We start from the raw sequence: 23,813 nt of genomic DNA, 5'->3' as shown, positions 1-23,813 counted from the left end.
AAAGATGAAACAAGAGGCAAGGGTGAGAGAATCAAAAGAGGCACCCGCGAGGGTCAGCATAGCGCCGACGCGTAGCGGCGGGACCCGGGACCGAGTGCAGTCGCGAGACCGGTCAAGAAGGCACCCGAACGCGGGACAGTGATAGCGACGCCGGAATGCAATGACGGCGGGGCCCGCGAGCGAGTGCCTCCGGCGAGCGACACATGATGTTGCGCGAGGGATCGAAGTCTGTCGGCCGAGACGGTGCGCGGCTCGGTTTACGAGGGTCCGGTGCGGCAATCGCCGCGCGCGCGTCAAGTGTCTGACGGCGAAATCTCTTCCCGGGGCATCGTTTGAGCGCCGTAAATTCTGACCCGTAGCATGGGAAACCGTCTCTTCAGTTCTTGCCCACCTGTTTTGGCTCCCTCTCTCGTCGCACACTCTGTTTCCAAGCGCGAAACTCAAGGCAGGAAGTTCGCGAGCAGTTCAAGCCATCTTGTTCTTCCGAATATCAACTTGATGGTCGATGATCCTCTCGCGCGAGTCGCTAGTGTCACCTCACCAAGGTCATTCGTAGGCCGCCATGCTGTGAACTCCGCTTGCAAAACGCGATCGGAATATGAAAGGGCTTAACGATGAAAATCTCCTCGAGTTTTGACCGAGAACCTGCTAACTAGCAGCACAATACAGAGTCGGAGCTCCGGAAGACGTGCGGCATTGCAGTCTATTTACAGGAATTGGCGGTTTTGATGTGGGGTTTGGCCGGGCGGGCATCGAGACCGTAATGGTCTGCGACAACGATTCGGCAGCCCGCGCCGTTTTGAAAGAGCATTTCGGCGACATTCGCTATCGGAAGAGCGTTGACCGGCTGGGCTCGCTGCCGATTTGCGAGGTGCTCACTGCCGGGTGGCCGTGCCAAGATCTCAGCCAGGCTGGGATGACGGCGGGTATCACAGGATCGCGATCCAACCTCATCAAGCACGTCTTCGCGGCACTGACAGCTACACGCCGAAAGCCGCAGTTTGTCTTGTTGGAGAATGTTGCATTCGCCTTGCACCTACAGGGCGGCAAAGCCATCCGAATGGTGGTGCAGGAGCTGGAGGCCTTGGGCTATCGATGGGCTTACAGGATACTGAACACACGCGAGTTCGGTCTCGCCCAGCGGCGGCGGAGAATATTCATCGTCGCTGCGCTCGACTGCGATCCTGCGGCAATCCTATACGACGGCGCCAGCGCAGACCTTGAGGAAGAGGCGTCGAGGCATACCGGTTTCTATTGGACCGAAGGCAACAGAGGAATCGGATGGACACGCGATAGCATCCCTCCTCTCAAGGGGGGTTCCGGGTTATCGATCCCGTCACCGCCAGCCATATGGGATCGCCAAACGCACGAATTCTTTTCGCCTGGCATTCTCGATGCTGAGCGGCTCCAAGGCTTCAAATCCGGCTGGACAGCACCGGTTGCGGAGGAGTTTGGTGATCGTGTTCGCTGGCGCTTGATTGGTAACGCGGTGAGCGTACCGATCGCAGCATGGGTGGGTAAACGCATGCTTGCAATGAACGAGGGAACTCTTCGTGGGATCGGGCTTCCGAAACAGGAGAGTTCGAAGCGGCACAACATGGCGTGGGGCGGGCCCAATCAGAAAGCAGTGTACGCATTGCTTGATCGCGAAGGCCCCGCCAAGCCCAAGCGCGCATCACTCGCCGAATTCCGCTTCCTAGACGCGGCTCCGCTATCCACAAGAGCAGCTTCGGGATTTCTTTCAAGGGTAGTCAAGAGCCCGTTGTCCGTCGAGCAGGCTTTCCTGATGGACCTCGGCCGATATTCGGGGAGGCGAGATCTCGTGCCCCGGATTGCCGCCTAGAAGAGGACTTTGCGTTCATCTTCGCGCGCTTTCTGAGTTTCGCGACCAGGCGCGCGAGGTTTGCGTCAGTCACCTCGCACTCCCAGACGGTAATCGTCCTCCAGCCTTGAGCCTCGAGCTCATTGGCCTTGCGCAGATCGCGCTCAACATTGGTTTTGAACTTCGCTTGCCAGAACGCTCTCCGGGTCGAAGGAGTAGTGGCTTTCCTGCAACCTCGATGCCGATGCCAGAAGCATCCATGCACGAAGATCACCGTTCGCAGTTTCGGAAGTACGATGTCGGGCCGTCCAGGAAGATCGCGTGGATGAAGGCGATATCGAAAGCCACTTCTGTGCAGGAAACGACGGACGATCCGCTCGGGCGTCGTGTCCGCTCCGCGGATACGTCCCATAAGGGCACTGCGTTCGGCTTTGCTCAAAATATCGATCATCCGTTCAAGTGGCCTCATACGGGTCCAGCTTGCGCATCGCATCGAGCCGATGGACCAAGAGTCGAACAAGTCTGCGCGGATTCCGGACTGGATTTCGCATCCAGTCTTCCACGCAGCGCGCACTTACGGCCTCGACATCTCCAGGCAGCAGGGCATATGCGAGCTGGTACAACGAAGATACCGCTTTGGCCAATTCTCCGGCGCTTCCCCGATCGATCATCGGCGGCTCCACAACCCGGTAGCTTCGCTCCTTCCATCCGTGCAGAAAGCGGCGCGCATCCGCACTCACGGAGGCATCCGCAAGAATGCCCCCCGACAGATCCGATTGAACCGTGCGGTCGAAGCGAAGTGTTGAACCGAGAACGCACCACAACGACTTCATTTCGAACAATTGTCCCAAGACCGCGTACGCGGCCAATCGGGAGCGTACGTTCCACAGCTGATCAATGGTCTCCGCTTCATCCAGTATGAGGATGAGCCCCTTGAGGCCGATCGCGCGGCACAGGCCGGCAAGCGCGGCAATGCGCGATAGCGCCTTGGCTCGTTTCGATGGATCATCGGACCAACTGAGGTCGGCACCTCGAATCACCGACCAAGCGGCGTGATTGGCCAGACCGAGCGCGCCGCAACTTTCGAACTCGCTGCACAGAGCACGCATAGCGGGTCCGAGGTCGCCTGCTTGGATCGTTTCAGAGAATTCGTGTACGCGCTGCCGCACCTCCGTTATCGTTATGAGCCTATGAAGGACATCTTGGATACCGACCTGATCGCCTGCCTGAACACTGTCGGCAATGAGCGATAGGAAGCGCTGCGGGTGACTTAGAGACATGCCCCGAGCATTGAGATCGATTCGAGCGCTCGCATGCCAATGCCGAGCGGCCGCTGTCCGGACATACGCGAGAAAGTGGGTCTTGCCGGTGCCCCACTCGCCTCGAACGAACATCGGCCCGCAGTGCTCCTGCTCTCCAAGCTCGTCTAGTGACCGCTCCAAATCGAGCCGTATCCGATCATATCCCACGGACAGCCGCGCCAACTCCCACGTAGGAACCACGCCGGTCCGCAACTTTCGAATCGCGGCGCGGGCCAGCTCGCTCATGCGCCCAATTCCTTCGCGATGATCGAGGCTGCCGCTGTCACGAGTTCGCGGGCATCAGGCGTCTGCTTTGCCGACTTGCCTTGGCGAATTCGCTCCAGCGAGTCGACCACGACTCTTGCAAGCAATCTCGGTTTGGCTATCCGGAAACGTGCTTCGTTCACACGGTCGACCAACTGGGAGATTGTCTCCTTCGAGAGAGCTTGTTGAGCGATCTGCGCCCCATAAGCCACCGCGTAAACCTTGCAGATCCGGGCGGCCATTTCACGCATGAGCGATCCATCGAGAGGCGTTCGATCCAGGTCGATCACGGGTCCGCGCCAATTCACCTCCGTGCTCACCGCCTGGATGCGCGTGGCAAGCGCATCGTAGCGCGGGAAATATTCCTCGCTCTCGAACATCTCGGGTGTTGCCGCCAGATACATGCAGAGGTTCCTGAAGCCCCCCTCTCCTCCAGCATGATCCACGTACTCGCGAAGGGTCTGCAGTGCCTGGTCCTGGCGCTTTTTAGATCCAAGCTTCGCAAGCTCCTCGATCTCGTCGATGCAGAGGACAAGTCCGGCATATCCGGCCGAGCGTACCAGCCAAAGCACTCCGCGCATCGCGTCCCTGGCCGAGCCCTTGCCGATAGGCCTGAGATTGATGGGCTTGCCGGCGGGCTCGATCGCGGACGGCTGCCGGAGATACCGGCCGGGGATGCTGATCCACTCCTTCGTGCCACTGATCCAGCCACAAACGGCCGCCATGGTTTCCGCATCGCGAGCGAGACTGGCTCGCGCGAACCCGGCAGCCGCTCTAATGAAGTCTTGGGGTAGGCTACTGCGGAGCAGCCTCTTCTCCAATTGACCGTAGAGGCGCAACTCCGCGTCGAAGGGTCGAGTGAGAGCATCCTCCCGCACGCCGGCTCGCCTGAGCTCCTCACGGGCCCATTTCTCCAGCATCCAGCGTATGGGATCGTTGGGCGCATCCGGCTCGCCGCTCGGCATATCAGCCAGCCTCAACTTGCCGACGATCTGCGGATACAACGTCTCGAATCGATCGATCTGAACCCCGTCGACCTTGCATTCGATGTGGGACGTTGCCCAGTTTCGAACCCCTGCCAAGTCCTGGACCATCGACAGAAAGTGGCTCTTTCCGGCACCGTAGGTCCCACGAACAAACTTGGTGTCGGCGTGGCCATCCGCGGCAATTTCGTCGAGCAGTTCTCGTTGGGCTGCAAGCCAGTTCGTGTGGCCCACGTGAATGTACCGTACGCCCGAGGAAATCGCCGTCCCGCGGACCAAGCCGCGAATCAAGGCTCTCGCCAATGAAGGGGTAAGTCCGGTATCGGTATCGACAGCTGCGATGCCAACCATAATCAGGGATCCAATTGCTGACTCGAAATGAATTCGATGCGGCCCACGAATCCGAAACGACGCTCTGCGGGCTGATAGATGAAAATCGCATTCTTGGGATCGATCGGTGGCAGTAGCCGGATCTCACGTCCTCGAACGTCCGTGATCACCCCCTTCTCCAGAGCTTTGGACAGGCGGGCCCGAAATTGGTCCATAGTCAATTCGACGAACGCGCCGGATCGCGCGTCCCTCCAGAAGGTCTGTTTCTGCTGACGAAGGACGAACTGCCGATACACGTCCAGGATCGGCACTTGCGACGACTCCGCAGCCACGTCGTCGTAGGCGTCGGCGAGCAATTGAATGAACTTCGGCTCGGAAAAATCGGATGGAATCAGATCCGCTACCAAGGGCTCGAGCGCCCGGATGACATCCGAGATGCTCGCATCGGATATCTTTCGTCCCGCGACCCTGAAAGAGCGGCTTTGGCCGTCGAACTCCACGGCAACACCTCTGGCCACGTAAAATCTCGGCCATTGCCCATCGACATGCCAGCCCATGGAAGTCAGAGCGTCGCGCATCGAGGCTTCGATCTCGAGGAATTCGCGCTCCACCCGGTTCGACCAGGATGTCTCCATGGCTTCCAACTCCCCTGCAAGAGAGGTCAACGCTTGAAGTTCCTGGCGCAGAGAGACCAGCCGCTTCTCGAGTCTCGCGGCACTCGCGCGTTTGTCGATTTCCACAATGATCTTCTTCGCCGCAGCGCTGACCGCCGCGGCTCGCTGAACGCAGCCGACAAACAGCTCTCGCTCTTCCGAGGGTGGCTGTGATCGACCTCCATCAGAAATGTCCGGACGAGATCCCTTCATTGAATTCCTGCTTGCTTCAATGACGGCTGCGAGGCGACCTCCTCGACGAATCCGTGCTTCAGTTGAATGAACATCTGGTCGAGATCGTTGCCTGACGCGAAGAACGCGTGCCGGGGGAGCAGATTGTGTTGCTTGATGGACAACATCAATCGATGGATCTCGGACATCTCGATCGCCACGCCATCCGACGCAGCGCTGAGCGTTGCGAACAGGGCTACGCTGTCGAGAGGATTGGCCCCAACGCGCCTGTGAATGTGTTCGTAAGCCTTCCATATGTAGCTTGCGATAAGCTTGTTTCTTGCCGGCTCGGGTTCGACGGTGGAAGATATCTGATACGCGTCGATGCAGGCGGCCGCAAAGGAGTGCCACAAGAACGGCACACCTTCGTGCCGCTTTCCTCTAACGGCAGAAGCCCAACGGCGGCATTTCTCGGTTGGAACGTATTGCCAGCGCCTTCGCGCACCGAACTTGTCGGCCTCGCTACCATCAGCCACGGGCTTCGCCAGAAATCCAAGGTCCACAAGCTGTTCGAACCGAGGGATGGTCTGATGATCCGCATTCTTGGTCGTCTTTCTCGGTCGAGCCCGGCCACCGGCGGCCGCAGCCCGGCGGGCTTTCGGCTTGATGATCTTTGGCACTTTCCGGCGTGCGGACCCGACGAGATCGACGGCTTCGTCCGCCATATCGAGCTCGTCCGCGATGGTTGCAGCGAGAGCGCAGGCAGTACGGAATCTCAGGACCTCGCTGGGCGGTACTTTCCCCTGCGTGCCTTTCAAGACCTTCAGCAAGGCTGTGCAGGTCATGCGGGCGGCATCGCTCGACTCCAGTACGGTCCCCGGAGGGAGGTCGAGTTCACCCAGTTGGCTGAGCAACTCGACGATCACTCCGTCGATCTCGGCAAGATGGTATAGAAAGAAGAGTTTCTCCTTCAACGTGAGCACGAAGGGATTCCACGCCATGACGTCGCCGGAGATGAACGCACTGGTTGCACGCTCGTCCAGCAGATAGCGGAGGATAAGCCCTCGCTCCGTGATTTGATTGCCACGACCGATCAGTTCCACGTCTCGGCCCCAATCGAGGATCTTGTAGGCCGTCGGGCCCGTTATCGCGAAGAGAACGGATGGGCACTCGCCATCGAGAAGAAGCGCTTCAGCGACACTCGGTCCTTCCTGCTTTCTCGAAAGCGTGGCTTTTCTTCCGGATTTCGACTCGGGCATCAGATGCTCGACGTTCGTCCAGAGACTTGGATGGTTTGCAGCGAGATCGAACAGCGGACTGCGTAGACGCTGGACTACGGCTTCATTGGCCACGCTGCGGCGCTCGGCGCTCAAGACGACGGAGAGAGCCTTCAGAAAGCCGGGCCGAAGATAGAAATCCTGAAACTTCGTCCATGCAACTCGCTTCATCTAGAATGCTTCTCCTCCATGCGCCACGTTGCGGGGCCGGACGTTGCCGATGACGAAGCGAGAGGCATCGCTGGTCGCGCTTGAAAATATCGCTTGTCCGACATCGAGAGCTCGGATGAGGTCAGGTAGATCGAGCTCCCGGCCGGCGTGACGAATGATCTTTGGACGAGCATTCTGGAGCAGTCCGCAAACGGCGTTTATATCATCCGCCACGCTCAAACGATGAACGATGAACGTGTCGATCTGGCTTGCGGCCGCTTCAGATATTGCGCCTTTCGGCCGCTGCGTCGCCAGCCACAATGATAAGCCGAAATTTCTACCCTCGAGGACGAATGAATCCAGAGCTTGTCGTGCCAAGCTGCTTCCGCGAGCGGGCATGAGTATCTGCGCTTCGTCAAGAGCAAGGACGGTTCTCGGAATATGGCGCTGCAACTCAGCTTCCAGCTCGCGGCGATCGTTCTCGTTCTCCGTGTGAAGCGCCAGCCGGCGCCTGATCTGACTGGCGAACATTCTGTCGGCTTTGAGCTTCCGGACGAGTACCGTAGTCAGAACCGTCCGAAGGTCATCGGTGAGGCGCGCCAAGCACAAGATCGACAATACGCCGGCTTCTGCCAGCTCCGTCAACGGGGTTCCTTGGGCCGAGTCGAACAGCGGCATGCGGCCCATCGACCGAAGGGGCTGGATCACACTCCGAACGGTTTCGGCTGCGTAGAATCCTGCGATGTCCGGATCATGTTCGATGCAATTCACGAGGTCGGCGATTGCATAATCGGGTTTGGCCGCCTGAGGCGATGAAGGATCATCCCAGGTCCAGCCCGTCTCGGTAACTTTGCGGTATGCTTCGTCGATGAGGCGTCCTCGCGGCTCGGTGATCAGGTCTGCATTGAGCAGCAGCGCCCAATCGCCAGCATTGAGGAAGCTGACTGGGAGCCGAAACTCGCGGAACTCGGGCGGATCGATCGGCCATGCATGACCGGCCGGCACGAAGACACGCACGCTGATGGGTTCCACCTCCAGACCTTCCCAGCCGGCGAGAGCTTGATACTGCCTGCGAATACCTTCAGGCCCATCGGCACGCAGCGGCGTTACGGCCGGCCAATGGATATCGAGAGGATCGAGCAGAACAACAGCTCTTCTTTCCTGGTGCCGGCCGATCCGTGACGCGGCCGCCGTTGCAAATCCTTCAAGCAACGACCCCATCCCGTAGGACTTGCCGGATCCGCGCTTTCCCACCTCGAACACGACGAAATTGTCGGATCCATCGAACTGTATGGATTCCATATTGCCTTTCTCTGCCATTCGCCCGGCCAGGATGACCGATTGACGCTTGGTCCCGCCCAGATGAACTGCGCCGACAACCCGCGGCTCCACGTCGAACGTCTTCATCGATCACATCCCTTCCGCATTGATTTCCGCGACTATGCTCCGGTCGATCGTTCGCCGATCCTTGCGGATGGCGCGCTGCGTCGCTTTGAGCAGGCGCTTCAATACTTCGCTTGGCTTGTTGGCTGAACCTCCAGCGGCAACGTCCTCGATGAACTCGTCGAGTGCGTCCGGTTCGAATGGAAACGCGTCGAGACGAGCCTCGTCGTTTTGCGTGATGGTTGCGAGCTCGTCTGGAATGTTCGGATCGAGAACCTCCTGCGGGGCGATCAATTTATGAGGCTCTGGTACCTCACCCTTTCGAATGCAGGTCGAAAAGAGCTCTTTGACGAAAGCACGCAACTCGTCGCGGCTCGGATTCAAGAACTCGATGTAGTTCACAACTCCGATGCGTCGCATGATTTCCTCCTGCAAGAGGAGGACGGGCAGCTCGTTCCGGCTTATGGCGCCCACGAAGAAGATGAGACCGATGCCGGCAATCTCCGTCAACTCGCGCAGGCTCACCAGCCAGACCGTGAAGGCGTCGGCATTCGTGATGTTGTTGAAACGCTCGGCTTCATCGATGAAGTAGACGACGACTTTGCGGTCCACCGCCGCGATCATGTGGCTCAACCCCCTCATCACAGCCCCGAATTCACTGCTATCGGACAGCTGCGGCTTGATGGCCGGCCCAATACCTTCCATCGGCACCTTGCCCTCACCACTCAGCCACCGCATACACCTGCGCACCATCTCGGCATTCAGCAGCGCAAGGCCTTGCCCCATAACCAGAGCAATATCCTCCGACTGGACGATCTCGATAAGTGGCCGCGCGGTCCCAGCCGCGACCAATCTGCCGTACTCCGTCGCGATGCGCGTCATGTCGGCCGTGGAATGCCGCATGATCATTTCCCTGAACAGAGAATGGAACGGCGCCTTGGACGTGAATGAAGAGCATTTGACGTAGATCGGAAAGATCCGAAGCTGATGGCGCTGAATCTCGAATCGCAGGTTCTGACACATGCGCGTCTTTCCACGACCGTAATCACCGAACACGACCGCCTTGAAGCCGGCATCGCCGTAGCTCGCCCCTTCGATCTCTCCGAGCAGATGATCGCGTTGTGCGCGCTCGCGAGTCCCGAAGATGAACTCGGGATGCTGCTCGGGCTCGAGCTGAAAGGTCGTGATCGTCGGTCTCAGAAAGAACCACGATGCTAGTGATTTCTCCATGTAGATCTCCTGTTATGCGCCAGCCGGCGCGCGAAACGGTCCAAATGATGCAGCATGGCACGTCCGTGGGGAGTCGTTGCCGCGATCCGGACGCCCAACTCGATGTTGCTCGTAAGACCAGCGACGGTAAGGTTCGCCGAGGTTATGATCGCTTCCGTGTGCTCCCGACTACGCCCGACGGCCACGTAGAATTTGGCATGAAGTCGAGGACAGCCGATGAGTCGGAGTTGCTGATCCGCGAGCGGAGCGAGAAGAACCTTCACGCGGTCGACCGCTTGCTGCGCCGTTATGATTTCCAACCGGCATCGTGCGCCGGATGCCGCCTCGGCCACTAGTCCCACAAGAGAGATCGTCTCGTCATCCATGAACGGCGAGCACAGCAACAGATCCGAATACATGTCCGCGCGAGAGCGCACACGACTCAGGAGGCGAGCGACATCAGAAGCACTTGCGCACTCGATCATCGGTCATCCTCGACGTTACGGCGATCTCTATCGATATCCTTCAGTTGCAATCGCAGCTTCTCGGGCTCTATGCCGAGCGCGTCCGATAAGTGGATCAAAGCACTTCGATCTAGCTGCAGTTTCGCACGAAGGAGGCGACGGTTCTCCCGTTCGATTGCCTTGACATGCACACCCAAGCGCTCGCCCGTCGAACTGCGAGAGAGGAGACGAGCCAAGAGATCGTCTTGCTCATTCGATTCGGCCTCCGGAGACAGGTACCTGGGTAGATTGGCGACGACCGTTTCCGGATCGGAGCCCGTTCCGAGGATCTGCTCGACTGCGGCAGTCAGGCCGCGGAGATTGGCATGGGAGCTCCACGCAACGCGTCGCAGCGCTTCGCGATACGCCGGTTTCATCGGCTCCAGCGTCTCCATGCGGCCACGCCAGTAGCCGCGATCGATCTCCGTGTCTGTAGTCGACAACTCCTCGATCGCGCTTCGCATCATTCGAATGACCGCGTCCTGGACGGCATCCAAGAGGGTGTTGAAGTCGTCGATTCTATCCTCGACGCCGGGAACGTCGATTGCGTACGGAGCGATCCGCGAAAGAAGGTCCGGTCGCAGCCTGCCACCCCCGAGCTCTTTCCATGATGCCGTGATTGTGACACCACGAAACTCCAGTTCAGCATTCTCCTTGCCTTCGGCGCCCACCCGATAGAACGCGCCTCCGGACAAGACCGGCAGCAGCTTGGCTTGAAGTCTTGCGGGGAGATCACCGATCTCATCCAGAAAGACGACGCCCTTGGTTACTCGCGCGCCAACCGGTTCTTCCCTTCCTTTTGCAACGTGACCTCGGGATGCGGCCTCGAACACACCGGGCCGGTCCAGTGCGTCGCTGTAGGCACCTTTGACACTTCCGAACAGTTGGCTTTCGGCCAGGGTATCGACCAATCCGGTCAGGGCGAGCTCGACGTACCAACTGCTGATGTAACGCAAGTCGACCTGGTTCGGCCCATTGAAGGGAGCGAGATCGAGAATGGCCCTCGCACCATCGAGGGAAAGCGGGGCGACACGCTTCAGGAGAGCGATCAGACGGGCGACCGTGGATTTTCCGGCTCCGATGGGACCGCGAAGCAGTACCGCCTTGGCCGTCGGGTTGGCCGCGAACTCCAATATCTGCCGGCGCACCCGCCGGGCGCTTGCACTCTGTCCCGGGAGCGCCCGGTCGAGGAACGCGCTCATTGCGGGAAGCGATGGCAACGTCGAAAGATGGACGAGTTCGGGTGGATTGGACACGAGTATTTGCGCTCACGATTGGGACATTGGCTACTCAGCAATCGGCGTGCCAAGAAATAAGTAATTGAAATTACGTGATATTTTTTCTACAGGTAAAGCGAATTCGAGCCATTTGACGCCATTTCTGTGCCAATTGCCATCAGCGCGCACCGACTTCAACAAAAATCACTTTCGGCAGCGCTATCGCGATAAGCCGTTGACTTTACTAATCATTCCAGCGCCACCACACGACGGGAAGATCGACTGGCCCGGTCCTTGCTGAAGGCCAAGCGTTGTTGGCTGCGACGGGTGATGACCCACTGGATGTTGTGAATATCGCCCTTTGCCACCACAACAAAGTTCTTATTATGTTCTGCGAATGTTACGTTGTCATGTTCTGCTTTCCAGGTGCCCCTGATTTCCGATCACCCCGAGCTGAACAAGCGGATCGAATTCCGCCGGCCGGTGTCACTGTTCGCATTGATTTGGAGGAGCCCTATCCTTGAAGTCGTTCCGTTTCATTCACACCGGCGACATCCATCTCGACAGCCCTTTGAAAGGACTTTGCCGACAGCAAGGCGCGGCAGCCGAACGAATTCGCACCGCGACGCGCACCGCGTTCGAGAACCTGATCGGTCAGGCGATCGAGCACGAGATCGACTTCGTCGTCATCGCCGGTGACCTCTACGACGGCGATTGGCGCGATTACCAGACCGGGCTCTTCTTCGTGAAGCAGATGGGCCGGTTGGCGCAGGCCAAGATCCCCGTCTTTCTCCTTCATGGCAACCACGACGCCGAAAGCCAGATCACCCGCAAGCTCACGCTGCCCGCCAATGTCACCGTATTCTCAGCGCGCAAGGCGGAGACCTTCCGCCTGCAGCATCTCGATGTCGCCCTGCACGGCCACAGCTTCGGTCGGCGCGACATCACAGACAATCTGGTTCCCGCCTATCCGCCGCCCGTTGCCGGTTGCTTCAACATCGGCGTCTTGCATACCTGCTTGGGCGGCATGTCAGGACACGCGAACTATGCGCCATGCGCCATCGAAGACCTGACCAACAAGGGCTACGACTATTGGGCGCTCGCGCATGTGCATCAAGCCGCCGTCCTCCACGAGCGGCCGCATGTCGTATTCTGCGGCAATCTGCAGGCCCGCCACATCCGGGAAAGCGGCGCGAAGAGCGCTACGCTGGTTACTGTCGAGGACGGCCAGGTCGCGGAGATTTCGCCGCTCCATGTCGATTGCGTGCGCTGGATTCGTCTGCTTGTTCCGGTGGAACAGTGCAGCGCTGTTGCTGATGCCGTCGATCGCGTTCGGCAGGCTCTCGAAGGGGCCATCGAGCGCGACGCGCAGGGGCGCCTGCTCGCGTGCAGAATCGAGCTGACAGGGCAGACCGGATTGCACGGCGAATTGCTCGTGTCGGCGGATCACCTCCTTGCGGAGGCAAAGGCCGCGGCTCTCGGCCTGGGGGAGGAGGCCGCTTGGATCGAGCGTCTCGTCGTTGCGACCACCAGCTCCGAGACCGCAACCTCATCCAAGGACGCGTTGGGCGATCTTCAGCGCATCATCGAGAGCGCAGGCAGCGATGCCGAGCTGCAGGCGCGGCTCGCGAGCGAGCTTGGCGATCTCGTCCGCAAGCTTCCTCACGACATCCGCACGGATACGGACGATGCCGTGCTCAAAGCGGCCGTCGACGGCAACATCGCAAATTTGATCGCCCACGGCGGTGCGTATCTCAGCGCGCGCCTTGCAGCGGAGAAGGTGTAATCATGCGCATCCGGCAGCTCGACTTGCTTCGATACGGTCATTTCACGGACACCATCATCGCCCTGCCGGCCGGCAAGCCGGACCTTGAGATGCTGGTTGGCGAGAATGAAGCTGGCAAGTCCACGGCGATGAATGGTGTCGAAGATCTGCTCTTCGGTATTCCGGCCAACTCGCCCCGCAACTTCCTGCACGACTACAACGCAATGCGCGTGGGAGCCCTGCTGGAAAAGGGGAGCGATAGGCTCAAAATACGCCGGCGCAAGGGCAACAAGGATACGTTGCTGAGCGACGACGAGACGCCCATCCCTTCAGGCGAGGGAGCCCTCGCCCCGTTTCTTGCCGGCGCCGATCGCCGGTTCTACACGCGCATGTTCAGTCTCGATCACGAGCGCCTGCGCCAAGGCGGCAAGGATATCCTGCAGGCGCAAGACGATGTCGGCCAGATGCTCTTTTCGGCGAGCGCCGGGATCACAGGCCTGCGCGAAACGCTCAAGGCGATGGAGTCCGAAGCCGACGCGCTTTGGGCCTCACGCCGCGCGGCACATCGAAGGTATTTCCAGGCAGAAGAACGTTTGAAGTCTGCCGAAGCCTCGATGCGCGACGACGTCGTGACGACGGCCAAGTGGCAGGCCCTCAAGAGCGCGTTCGAGGCGGCCAACGATGCTTACGGTGTCATTGAGAGCAAAATCGAGCTGAAATCGGCAGAGTTGCGCAAGCTCGGCCGCATCCGCCGGGTCTGCCGCGACGTGCGCAAGCGCGCGGAGACCCAAAGCGCCATCACCGCGTTACGAGAGGCTGTCCCGTTTGATGCCGACGCTTCCGAGGTTCTGGAGAAGGCCGCGAAGGACGAAGCGGCCGCTACGGCGCGCATCGCGACCCTGAGCGAGCAGATCGCCGCGCTCGAGTTGGAACGCGCGGCCTTGATCTTCGACGAAGCCTTGCTGGCACGTGCCGAAGACATCGCGCAGCTCCGTGATCGCCGCATTCAGGTTCGCGCCGGGAAAGCTGATCTCCCCAAGCGGCAAGCGGAATTGGTTGCCGCGAAAACCACCCTCGATCGCCTTGCGGCCGAGCTTGAATGGAGCGGAGACACCGATCAATTGATCGCTCGCATTCCCGCAAAGGCGAAGGTTGCGGTCCTTCGCGGTTTGCTCAACCGTCGCGGCGCGCAATTCGGCACGGTAGAAAATGCGAAAGGCGCCGTGGCCGAAGCCGAGGAAGAGCTCGCCGAGATCGCAGTGGCAATCGAAGCGCAGGGGCCGGTGACTGATGTCTCAAGGCTCGCAGTGGTCCTCAAGGCCCTCCGCGAACGCGGCGACATCGCCGGCCAGATCGCCAATTCGACACGCGAGGAGCAGGAGACCCGGGCCGCAATTGCACGCTTGCTGAAAGCCCTGCGGCCAGCAGCCGTCGATGCTGCCGTCCTGGAATCGGTGCCGGTTCCCCCGCTGGCTTCGGTCGAGGGGCACCGAGACGCTTGCCGAAATCTAGAGCAGCGACGGCGGATCTGCTGCGAACAGATCCGCAACGCCGAGCAGGAGCGCGGCCGGCGCCAGAAAGCCTATGAACGCGTCCTCGCCGGCGAGCAGGTCGTTACGGCCGACGAGCTTGAACGCTTGCGCCGCCGGCGTGACACCGGCTGGTCGATCATCCGGCGCCGCCATGTAGAGGGTGTTGCGGTTCCCGAAGGCGAGATGGCGGCCTTCGGTCCGCCCGACGCGCTGGCGCGGGAGTTCGAGGCCGCAATGCTCGGCGCGGACGCGGCTGCGGATCGGCGCTTCGTGCACGCCGACGCTGCTGCGCAGCTTGCTGTCATTGGCCGCCAGATCCGCGAGCAGGACGACCTGCTGGAATCCTTGGGCCTGGAAGAACAGGCGTTGGCGCAAGAGCGCGCAACGCTGGATGCCGCCTGGGTCGTGCTGTGGTTGGACAGCTCCGTCACACCGCACGATCCGGACGTAATGATCGAGTGGCTGCGAACACGATCCGAGATCCTCGATCTGAAGGCGCGGCTTTCGGCGGCTGAGCGGCATACGAGCGCATCGCAGCAGCGTGAGGATGAGGGCAAATATCTCCTCATGGCCGAACTTGATGCGCTGGGAGTGCCCACTGCCTCTCTTGCTACCCAGCCGCTCCGCCTCGTCATCGAGGCGGGGGCGGCACAGGAGCGCTGGCACGAAACCGCCGCCAAGACGGCGCACGATCTCAACGAAGCCCACCGCAAGGCGAAGGGCGTGGTTGCACGCAAGCGCAAGGATCTGGAAAAGGCGGAGGCGGACTGGGCGGAGTGGACGGGCGCATGGCAAGCCGCCCTGACGGTGCTGCAACTCGCCGTCACGGCGGCGCCCGAGACGATCGAGGCGCAGATCAACGCCCTCGACGACATGCGCGAGGCGGCAGTCCGCATCAACGATCTGCGGCATGAACGGATCGAAAAGATCGAACGCGACGTTAAAGCGTTCGAGGCCGATATCGCGGCCTTGGTGCAAGCCATCGCGCCGCGCCTGATTGGCACCGATCCAGAAGAAGCCGTCTTGGAGCTCGACCGCCACGCCGCAGACGCAGCGCGCGTGCGGGACCTCAAGGCCGCGAAAGATACCGATGTCGCCAGGTTGCAAGAGAAGATTGATCAGTGGCGCGAGTCGAGCCGCGAAGCGCGCGGCACCATCGCACAGCTTCAGCAGAAGGCAGAGGTCGCATCGATCGACGAATTGCGGATCGCAATTCAACGCGCCGACGAGATGCGGAAGCTCAGCGCCGAGCTTGACCGGCTCACGGATGTGCTGATGCAGGACGGCGATGGTCTTTCAGTAACGGAACTGAACGTCGAGTGCTCGGGCATCGACTTGGACGCCATCACGGCGAAGGATCAGACGATTACCGAAGAAGTGCAGGAATTGCACGATCGCCTGATGGAAGCACGTGAGGCCCGCAACACCGTCCGCCGAGCCTTCGAGGCCATCGGTGGTGACGACCGGGCGGCGAGGGACGCTGCGGATCGGCAATCGGCGCTTGCCGAGATGACCGAGATCGCCGAGCAGTATGTGCGTCTTCGCTCCTCGATCGTATTGCTTCAATGGGCGATCGACCGCTACCGGCGAGAGAAGCAGGCACCCATGCTAAAGCGCGCGGGCGAGCTGTTCGCGATGCTCACCTGCGGATCCTTCCAAACGCTGCAGCTCGAATTCGACGAGCACGACAAAGCGCAGCTCGCCGGCATCCGCCAGGACGGCCGGCGCGTGTCGGTCGGCGGGATGAGCACCGGCACTGCGGACCAGCTCTACCTCGCGCTCCGGATCGCTGCGATCGAGGACTATCTCGACCATGCCGAGCCCATGCCGTTCATCGCGGACGATCTGTTCATCAACTTCGACGACAAACGCGCGGCTGCAGGCTTCCGCGTCTTGGGCGAGCTCGCCAAAAAGACGCAGGTCCTGTTCTTCACGCACCACGAGCACCTTCTCGAGGTGGCCCGAACAGTTTTGGGCGCCGCGATTACCGGAGCTACGTTGACGGAGGCGGTGAGCCCGCCGCAGCGTTCGCAGGCCGCATGACTCGTCCGGATCCGGCATCGAATGTTCTTGATTTGTTCCAAATCTCAAGGTATAGACTTTACTCCTGTGTACAGCTGAAAGAATGACCTATGCCCGGCATGTGGTAGTTGTCTAGATGACGCGGTCGCGACCATGAGTTTAGTAGAACGTGCAGAACAATTTTTCATTCATTGGCTCGGCTTACCGGGCTGTGGCAGCAGCTGTCAGCTCCGCTCTTAGTACAAACAAGACCTTTTACGCAGCGCCGATGGGCTTGAAGGGTCGAGCGCGCGTCGGCGTGATAACCGTAATCCCGGAGGAGTTTGCGGCGGCTCAGGAAGTGTTTGATTTGCGTCGGAACATTCCGGAGACTCCGTATTTCGTCCAGACCAATTCGACGCCAGGAGATTGGGACACGGTTCTCACACAGGCCACCGATCGAACAAACGTTCCGCTCAGCGGTGATATCGCTGCCATGGTTCAAGATCTCCGTCCCCAAGTCTTGATTTTGCTGGGCGTCGCCGGCGGTCTCTGCGACGACAATGGCAAGGGACGCGATGGTATCGACTTGGGCCACGTGCTGATCGCGGAGTATGTCGGGTACGTCGAGTTCCTGAAGATTACAGACAAAGGAACCTTCCATCGTCACTACGCAATCGACCACCCTTCGCTACCCTTGAGGCGCAGCGTCGCGCTACCGCTTTCAAAGGAGTTTGATCTGAGGGGGGCGCTGAAGCTTCAGCAGCCCGACAAGGTCACGCCGCCGAGACAGATTGTCCCTCGCATACATATTGGACCTATCGTGTCGGGCGAGAAGGTCATGGGGGACATTCACGATCCGGTACAGATCAATCTCTTGAAGCCGTTCGACAATTCGCTTGCAGTTGACATGGAATCAATCGGGATTGCGCGCCAAGTGTGCGAGAGGAGAAGTTCGTTTTGGTATAATCCACGTTACGCCGTAATTCGTGGGATATCGGATTTGGTAGGGCCACCGGAGAACGCCGAAGTTCGCGCAGCGTGGAAGCCCTTCGCAGCTCACGCCGCGGCAATCGTCGCCCATGAATTCGTTCGTCGGCTGCCGCGAGATCCCGCTCCTGGAGCAGATCTATGAAGATGTCTCCAGAGCAGCAGCTGCAGTTTCTGTCCAAAGCCGCGCGTCTCGAGCTGGCCGATCTTCCCGACGAAAAGCCGACGTTCGCGCTCCGCCTGGGATGGTCTCACAACTATGACGATTTGTTCGCCGGCGCCCATTCGGAGACCGATGAGAACGGACTGCTGAACAAGCTATTGCAGAAGGGAAAGGTCCTAATTGCCGGCCGCGGCGGTGGAGGCAAAACGCACCTGCTGTATAGAACGATGAAGCGCGCAGCCGCCATCGACCTCATTCCTATTTTCATTGATTTGAAGAAATGGTCTGGGGCCGACTATGAACGGTGGAAGGATTGGACCGAGGGCGCCAGCTTCTTGATAGAACGTTTTAGCAGCCCAAAGGTATCGTCTCTCGAGCTGGACTGGATTCCGCCCACGGCAAAGAAGCTGCTTGTCGTGGACGGCTTGAACGAGCTGTCCGCGAACGTCGGTCAACAGATTCTCCATGCCCTGAACGAAATTTCCACTGATCAGGTTCAGACATACGTGATCGTGGCCGATCGCTTGGTTCGGCGGCAACTGCCGTCGGAAAGAAGCTGGGCTCTATCCACCATTCTGCCTCTCTCCGAAGAGCAGATCAGGTCCTATTCCGCAGGAAAGGTCCGGATCCCGAGCGACTCTCGCATGTTGGAGATTCCGTTCTTCCTCAACGCTGCGATCAAAGGAGACTTGGTATCCGGCGGCCGGGCAACCACCAGCGGTGCCTTCTTACGAAAGCATTCCGGACTAACAGAGGATCAACTCGATCAGCTTGCGAAATTCGCGCTTGACGCCTACCTGATAAACAAGGCGCGCACATTCACGTTTGATCAGCTGCTGCAATCAACGGGGCCGGAGATTGCCAACAAGATCCTGGCGGCCAGAATAGTCGAGAAACTGGATGACGGGCTGGCCTATTTCTCTCATCACCTGGTTCACGACTACTTGGTCGCCAGACATCTAGCGGGACAGGCAGCTACCGCTTGGACTCGGGATACGCTGAATGCGGTCAGCTTTGATCGAAGCTCGTTCGACGTGACCGCTCTCGTTCTGGGACTACTGAAGGGACAGCAAGCGAGTCTTTTCTTGCGAACTCTCTACGACTGGGATCTCTACGCAGCGGGCTACGCAATGACGGAGGCAGACGCGCAAGGAGATGGCCCGGCCAAAGAAATGCGCGCCTTGATTTTCGCTATGCTGGCGGAGAAACGGTTCGACGTGGTGATGGCGACGAGACAGCGGGCCAACGACGCCTTGCTGATCTATCAATCGCCTGATGCGATTCCGTACAAGGCGGCAACCGATTTGCAGCGAGTATTTGACGCAATCGGAATGGTCGATTCAACAGAGGATTGGTTCAACGAGTGGCGTGGACTCTTTCTAAAGCCGCTGGGATCCCCCTTGGATGACGAGTCGCTGGACCTGATATTGGACACCGACTCCGTCAGGGGCTGGACCATCGCAAATGTTGCAAAACGCACGCATCTATCTTCTGACCAACAGTCAAGGCTTCGCGGCTTGCTCACTCAGGGTGAGACGGTCGTTCGCTGGAGGGTTGCTCACGCTCTCGGCAGCTTCCCCGTTCATTCAAATTTTGACGCTCTGATCCGCGCTCTTGATCAGGACTCGGAAGGGGATGTGCGCTACGGAGCGATTCGGTCCCTTGTTGAAATGGCGAGCTACAGTGACCGTGAGTTGAGGAGTGCAATTGCGACAGAGATCGAAAGAAGAGCAGCCAAAATTTCAGCCGATATCAGAGTCGCCACCGAGTTGTCCCGCGCTCTACTAATCGATCTCAAAAGGGCACCGAAAGACTGGCTGCGGATAGTGAAGACGATATCACGCGCGATGTTTCAATCGACAGAAGATCCTGCAAACCGAGATGTCTGGCGCTCCGTTTCAAGCGGAGCAGAAATGCTCTACGATCAAGATAGAACGAACTTTGGCGAGTAAGAATGACGGCAGATTGGGACAAGCGGTTCATGGAACTCGCCGTTCATGTTGGAGGCTGGAGCAAGGATTCAAGCCGCAAGGTCGGCTGCGTGATCGTAGGACCTCACAATGAAGTCCGAGCCACTGGCTATAACGGCTTTCCGCGCGGAGCGGACGATGACAAAATCGAAAGGCAAGCGCGCCCTCAGAAATATCTCTGGACTGAACACGCGGAGCGCAATGCGATTTACAACGCCGCTCGATCTGGAACGCCACTCGAGGGATGCCGGATCTATGTTCCCTGGTTTCCGTGCATGGATTGTGCGCGAGCAATCGTCCAGGTCGGGATCAAACAATTGATCGCCGTTCGTCCCGACGAAGGAGATCCGCAGTGGGGAGAAGCATTTACTGCTGCTCTCGAACTCTTGAATGAGGCGAACGTGGGGATACGTTGGTTCGACCTTCAAGGTCTGATTCCCCCAAGCGCCAAGAGCTAGCTGGTTGTTGAACTTCGAGAGGACCAGCTGCGCCCGACGCCCATAGCGAGGCGCATGTGTTCGTGCTCGGGATGGCCGGGGTCGCTAATGGCGGTGAGGTATTCGGCATATGGACAATCTTCCAACCTGCGATGTTAGTCTGCCTGCCGCCTGGGTAGCACGCCAGCTCAAGATGAGCGGACGCCGCAGGCTGTTGGGACGTGCTGGCAACTCGACGAATAACGCGATGGCGCGTAGCCGATTGACGCCCAGAAAGCCCATCTGGATCGCCAAGTCGTAATAGCCTTCAGGTGTTTCTCCTCACTATTGAGGCCCCGCGGCGTTGCTCGGACCTACGCTGCTAGACGGGGTCTCTCGTCTGCCTCATCGAGGTCACCACACGAAGCTCTTCTCAGAAAGCGAGCCAAGGCGGCTCTTCGTGAGTCACGGTCCAACGCGTAGGCGGTTTGCTTGAACTCAATCCCGTCAAGGAGCCCTTGAATGTAGCCGGAGATCGTGTCCGCGGCCATGATGAGCGCCGTGTCGAGCGTATGGATATATTTGCTGGTCACCGAACCTTTGGCATGGCCCACGAGCGCCGCGATGGTTACCTCGGTAAAACCGAGGTCGTTGGCGATGCTTGCGAAGCTGTGGCGCAGCACATGGGGAGTGATGTCGGATATCGGGGAGTCCTCGAAGAGATGCTTCCAATGGTTCGGGAAGCTGCCGAACGCGTTGTCCTCGCCCTGCCCTGGGAAGACGTATGTCCCGATATCGTGGGTTCGGCGTCGCTCGAAATATTCGACGACCGGCAACCCAATGGGACGGATCGATTCACCCTCCTTGCTGTCCTCCAACCGCAGGCAGCTCGATTCCGTGTCCGCTTCCGTCCATTTCAAGCCGATCATCTCGCTACGCCGGCAGCCGGTCAGGGCAAGCTGGCGAACGATGTCCACAATCGTAGCGTACCTCTCCTGTTTGGCAGCGTCGCGAAGTATCCGACCGAGTATTCGGTACTCCGCCTCGGACAGCCGACGCTTTCGCACGTTGTCCTTGGGCTTGCGGACGCCATGGGCCGGGTTGCGCTCAATGATGCCCGCTTCGACCGCATAGGTGAGGATACCGCCGAGAAGACCAACGGTACGAGTGGCCGTTCCAGCGCCGCCGCGAACGATAGCCTTTCCGCGCAGCTTCTTGGTCTTCAGCGAAGCCCGCGTCTTTCCGGCCATGATGTCTTTGAGGACCTTGTTGATGTCGGCCTTGGTGAGGTCCTTGACCCGCCGGGGACCTATGAGCGGAACGATGTGACGCTCGATACGGCCAGTGTCGGTGACGATCGTTGAGGCCTTTTTCGGTCGTCCACCCTTCCCCAGGATGAGCCCGGCCTGGAGATCAGCGAAATAGCGAGCGCAGAGCTCCTTCACGGTGATCGCCTTGTGATCGAGTTGACGACCTTCCACCGGATCATCACCCCCGGCGACCCGACCGAGCTGCACCTTTGCCTCTCGGCGGGCCGTCTCAGGCGCCCAGGCTCCGTGAAGCCCAATTGTGTATCGACGTGAGCGTCCACCTATTCGATACTGGATGACATAGCTGCGCTTGCCGGAACTAAAGACCCTCAGACCGAAGCCCGGCAGTTCGTCGTCCCAGATCAGGTAGTCCTTCTCTTGGGCTTCCGCCGCCTCGACGACCCTCTTCGTGATCTTGACCATGACGTTCCTTCGTTCCGAGCTCGATCTCTCGCGTAAGCAGGACGTAAGCAGGCGGGAGAAAATCGGTGCGGGTTTTCGGATAGGAACGTCGCTTCTGTCGTTGAGAATATCCAGCCGCTTCAGGTGGATAGCGTAGAATAGCGCGCCCTATCGCATTTTTCGGATGGGCACGTTATCTTGCTCCGAAGGCAAAGGTCACACGTTCGAATCGTGTCGGGTGCGCCAGATTTCCTTTATTTTCAGCACGATGTGCGCGTTCGAGCTGATATTCCGCTCTGGCTCATTTCGAACGAGTAAGCAATCCGAACAAATCACCGTCGATCTCAGATCGGCTCGCATAACGGTCTCGGTGCGAACTTCGCAAGCCAAGATCGTTCGCCCAACGCTAATGCACGCGCGTACAGACTGAGGAGGTCAATCGGTTAGCCGCCCACAAGGCGCACGGCTGCCGCACTCTAGTTGGTCCGTTCATCGCACGTTAGAGCGATGGCAAACGAGCTTATCGCCGGAGCGGCCAGCAGGACGATCGGCAACATCGTGACCCAAGCAATCACCCAGGACGTCAGCCAATTCCAGAAGAAATTGCCGGTCGCGAGAGACGGAAGGCTCGCGATACCGGCAGCGATCAAGCATGTCAGCCCGGACTGGATGAACGCAAAAACGAAATGGCTGAAGCGCCGCGGAATGCCGAGCATGACATGACCTCCACCGGAATACATGCAAAGGCCATGCCTGAGAGCAGACGAGAGGGGCTCAATCGATGGCGAGCCGCAGCCTCACAACAAGGGCCGACGCGAGAGCCAGAGCCGCGCCGACCCCCACAACGCAGGCGAGCCATCCGAAATGGTCGAACAATTGGCCAAGCACAGCGCTGCCGACGAGGCCACCAAAGAAGTAACAAGCAAGGTAGGTGCCGCTTGCAATCCCGCGGTTTGTTCGCGCCGCCTGCCCGACGAAGCCGGTGGCGCAGGCTTGTGCAAAGAAGGTGCCTATCCCGACCAGCACCATCCCGGCGAGGACGCCCGCAAGATGCGATGAGAGCATCAGCGGCAGCCCCAATAGCGCGATCGCAAGCCCGCCCCAAAGCGACAGTCGCATCCCCAACATGTCGACGACCTTGCCGGCCAGCAGCGTGGTGACGATCGAGGGAAGGAATACGAAATAGACAAAGCCCACCCCCATCATACCGAGCGACAGCGGTGCACGGACGAGAACGAAGTTCACGTAGGTGAAGGTGCCGATGAAAGCAAAGAGGATACAGAAGCCGACGCCAAAAGCGGCTCGCAGAGGTGGATCGCGCCAATGTTCTATCATGGCCGAAAGCGGTGATTGCGCCGGGTCGGTTGAATGCATGGGCTGGACACGCTTGATGGTGAAATAGACCAGCAAGGCCCCTGCGACATTGAGCAAGGCAAAGAAATAGAAATTCGTCGCCAGACCGAGATTGTCGGCTACGGTCGCCGAGATGAGACGCCCGATCAGGTTGCTGGCGACATTCCCTGTGATGTAGGCGGCGAAGGCACCTCCGGCATCCATCGCGCTGCACTGCTCACCCAGATAGGCGAGTGTGAGCGTAAAGGCTGAAGCCATGCAGAGGCCCTGGATGATGCGAAGAATCGTGAAGACGGTGAGGTTGGGCGCGATCGCAAGCAGGCTTGTCGGTATAGCGAGCAGAAGGAGGCTTGCCAGAATGCCCATCCTGCGGTCGATGTGCGGGCTGAAGGATCCGACCACCAGTCCTGCCACGGCCATGCCGATCGTGCTGGCGTTGACCGCAAAGCCCATCGCTCCCGGCGCCACGCCATAGTGCCGCGCCAAGGATGGCAGGATGGCTTGAGTTGCGAAGAGATCGACGACAGTCAGGAATGCGGTGAGGCCGATCACCACTGATCGCAGCACCACGCCGGGCGAATGACCGTGCGTTTGTATGGCTTCCATCGCAGCTTCCGCCGGCATATCGGTCATGACCGCAAGTCCTAT

Annotated in this window: 17 protein-coding genes; 6 read left to right on the top strand and 11 right to left on the bottom strand. The window is 59.5% G+C overall.

Annotated features, from left to right (window positions below; all coding sequences use genetic code 11):
• The first annotated feature begins 688 nt into the window (after positions 1-688).
• Entirely contained in the window at positions 689-1,843 is a 1,155-nt protein-coding gene (locus Q2M23_RS07695) for a DNA cytosine methyltransferase (protein ID WP_316395219.1), read from the top strand.
• Here Q2M23_RS07695 and Q2M23_RS07690 read toward each other — a convergent pair.
• From Q2M23_RS07690 to Q2M23_RS07655, 8 genes are all read right to left on the bottom strand, one after another.
• Entirely contained in the window at positions 1,752-2,273 is a 522-nt protein-coding gene (locus Q2M23_RS07690; protein WP_316395217.1) for a DNA mismatch endonuclease Vsr, read from the bottom strand. The genes Q2M23_RS07695 and Q2M23_RS07690 overlap by 92 nt on opposite strands.
• A 4-nt stretch (positions 2,274-2,277) precedes the next feature.
• The gene (locus Q2M23_RS07685) at positions 2,278-3,369 is read right to left on the bottom strand and encodes a BREX system ATP-binding domain-containing protein (RefSeq protein WP_316395216.1); all 1,092 of its coding nucleotides are present in this window, start codon (positions 3,367-3,369) and stop codon (positions 2,278-2,280) included.
• Entirely contained in the window at positions 3,366-4,721 is a 1,356-nt protein-coding gene (locus tag Q2M23_RS07680; protein ID WP_316395215.1) for a BREX system ATP-binding domain-containing protein, read from the bottom strand. The genes Q2M23_RS07685 and Q2M23_RS07680 overlap by 4 nt, the downstream gene beginning before the upstream one ends.
• 2 nt (positions 4,722-4,723) lie before the next feature.
• Positions 4,724-5,566, bottom strand: coding sequence for a hypothetical protein (locus Q2M23_RS07675; protein ID WP_316395214.1), 843 nt, complete (start codon positions 5,564-5,566; stop codon positions 4,724-4,726).
• A complete protein-coding gene (locus Q2M23_RS07670; RefSeq protein ID WP_316395212.1) occupies positions 5,563-6,972 on the bottom strand; it encodes a hypothetical protein in 1,410 nt (469 codons plus the stop codon). Before Q2M23_RS07670 ends, Q2M23_RS07675 begins: the two co-directional genes overlap by 4 nt.
• The gene (locus Q2M23_RS07665) at positions 6,973-8,358 is read right to left on the bottom strand and encodes a hypothetical protein (RefSeq protein ID WP_316395211.1); all 1,386 of its coding nucleotides are present in this window, start codon (positions 8,356-8,358) and stop codon (positions 6,973-6,975) included.
• Between the two features lie 3 nt (positions 8,359-8,361).
• Positions 8,362-9,564: a hypothetical protein gene (locus Q2M23_RS07660; RefSeq protein WP_316395209.1), complete on the bottom strand. Its 1,203-nt coding sequence runs from the start codon at positions 9,562-9,564 to the stop codon at positions 8,362-8,364.
• Positions 9,565-10,024: 460 nt separating this feature from the next.
• Complete coding sequence (locus tag Q2M23_RS07655; protein WP_316395207.1) at positions 10,025-11,302, bottom strand: sigma 54-interacting transcriptional regulator; 1,278 nt, start codon at positions 11,300-11,302, stop codon at positions 10,025-10,027.
• A gap of 481 nt (positions 11,303-11,783) precedes the next feature.
• Between Q2M23_RS07655 and Q2M23_RS07650 the strand changes: the two genes are divergently transcribed.
• The 5 genes from Q2M23_RS07650 (at position 11,784) to Q2M23_RS07630 (ending at position 20,142) form a co-directional block, all read left to right on the top strand.
• Positions 11,784-13,049: a DNA repair exonuclease gene (locus Q2M23_RS07650; protein WP_316395206.1), complete on the top strand. Its 1,266-nt coding sequence runs from the start codon at positions 11,784-11,786 to the stop codon at positions 13,047-13,049.
• 2 nt (positions 13,050-13,051) lie between these two features.
• Positions 13,052-16,603 carry an ATP-binding protein gene (locus tag Q2M23_RS07645; RefSeq protein WP_316395204.1) on the top strand — a complete coding sequence of 1,184 codons (3,552 nt, stop codon included), beginning with the start codon at positions 13,052-13,054 and terminating at the stop codon, positions 16,601-16,603.
• A gap of 148 nt (positions 16,604-16,751) precedes the next feature.
• The gene (locus Q2M23_RS07640; RefSeq protein WP_316395202.1) at positions 16,752-17,696 is read left to right on the top strand and encodes a hypothetical protein; all 945 of its coding nucleotides are present in this window, start codon (positions 16,752-16,754) and stop codon (positions 17,694-17,696) included.
• Entirely contained in the window at positions 17,693-19,666 is a 1,974-nt protein-coding gene (locus Q2M23_RS07635; protein WP_316395201.1) for a HEAT repeat domain-containing protein, read from the top strand. Before Q2M23_RS07640 ends, Q2M23_RS07635 begins: the two co-directional genes overlap by 4 nt.
• A 2-nt stretch (positions 19,667-19,668) precedes the next feature.
• Positions 19,669-20,142 (top strand): dCMP deaminase family protein, encoded by a 474-nt coding sequence (locus Q2M23_RS07630; protein ID WP_316395200.1) that lies wholly within the window; start codon positions 19,669-19,671, stop codon positions 20,140-20,142.
• A 332-nt stretch (positions 20,143-20,474) separates the two neighbouring features.
• On the opposite strand, the gene Q2M23_RS07625 is transcribed toward Q2M23_RS07630, so the two are convergent.
• The 3 genes from Q2M23_RS07625 to Q2M23_RS07615 form a co-directional block, all read right to left on the bottom strand.
• A complete protein-coding gene (locus tag Q2M23_RS07625; RefSeq protein ID WP_316395198.1) occupies positions 20,475-21,833 on the bottom strand; it encodes a tyrosine-type recombinase/integrase in 1,359 nt (452 codons plus the stop codon).
• A 455-nt stretch (positions 21,834-22,288) separates the two neighbouring features.
• Entirely contained in the window at positions 22,289-22,528 is a 240-nt protein-coding gene (locus tag Q2M23_RS07620; protein WP_316395197.1) for a DUF2798 domain-containing protein, read from the bottom strand.
• Positions 22,529-22,586: 58 nt separating this feature from the next.
• Positions 22,587-23,798, bottom strand: a complete 1,212-nt coding sequence (locus tag Q2M23_RS07615) for an MFS transporter (RefSeq protein WP_316395195.1) — start codon at positions 23,796-23,798, stop codon at positions 22,587-22,589.
• Positions 23,799-23,813: the final 15 nt, after the last annotated feature.

Origin of the sequence: Bradyrhizobium sp. 33ap4, from assembly GCF_032654765.1 — a bacterium.
In the GTDB taxonomy this organism is placed as follows: Bacteria; Pseudomonadota; Alphaproteobacteria; order Rhizobiales; family Xanthobacteraceae; genus Bradyrhizobium; species Bradyrhizobium australafricanum.
This window is presented reverse-complemented; position numbering and strand designations above follow the sequence as displayed.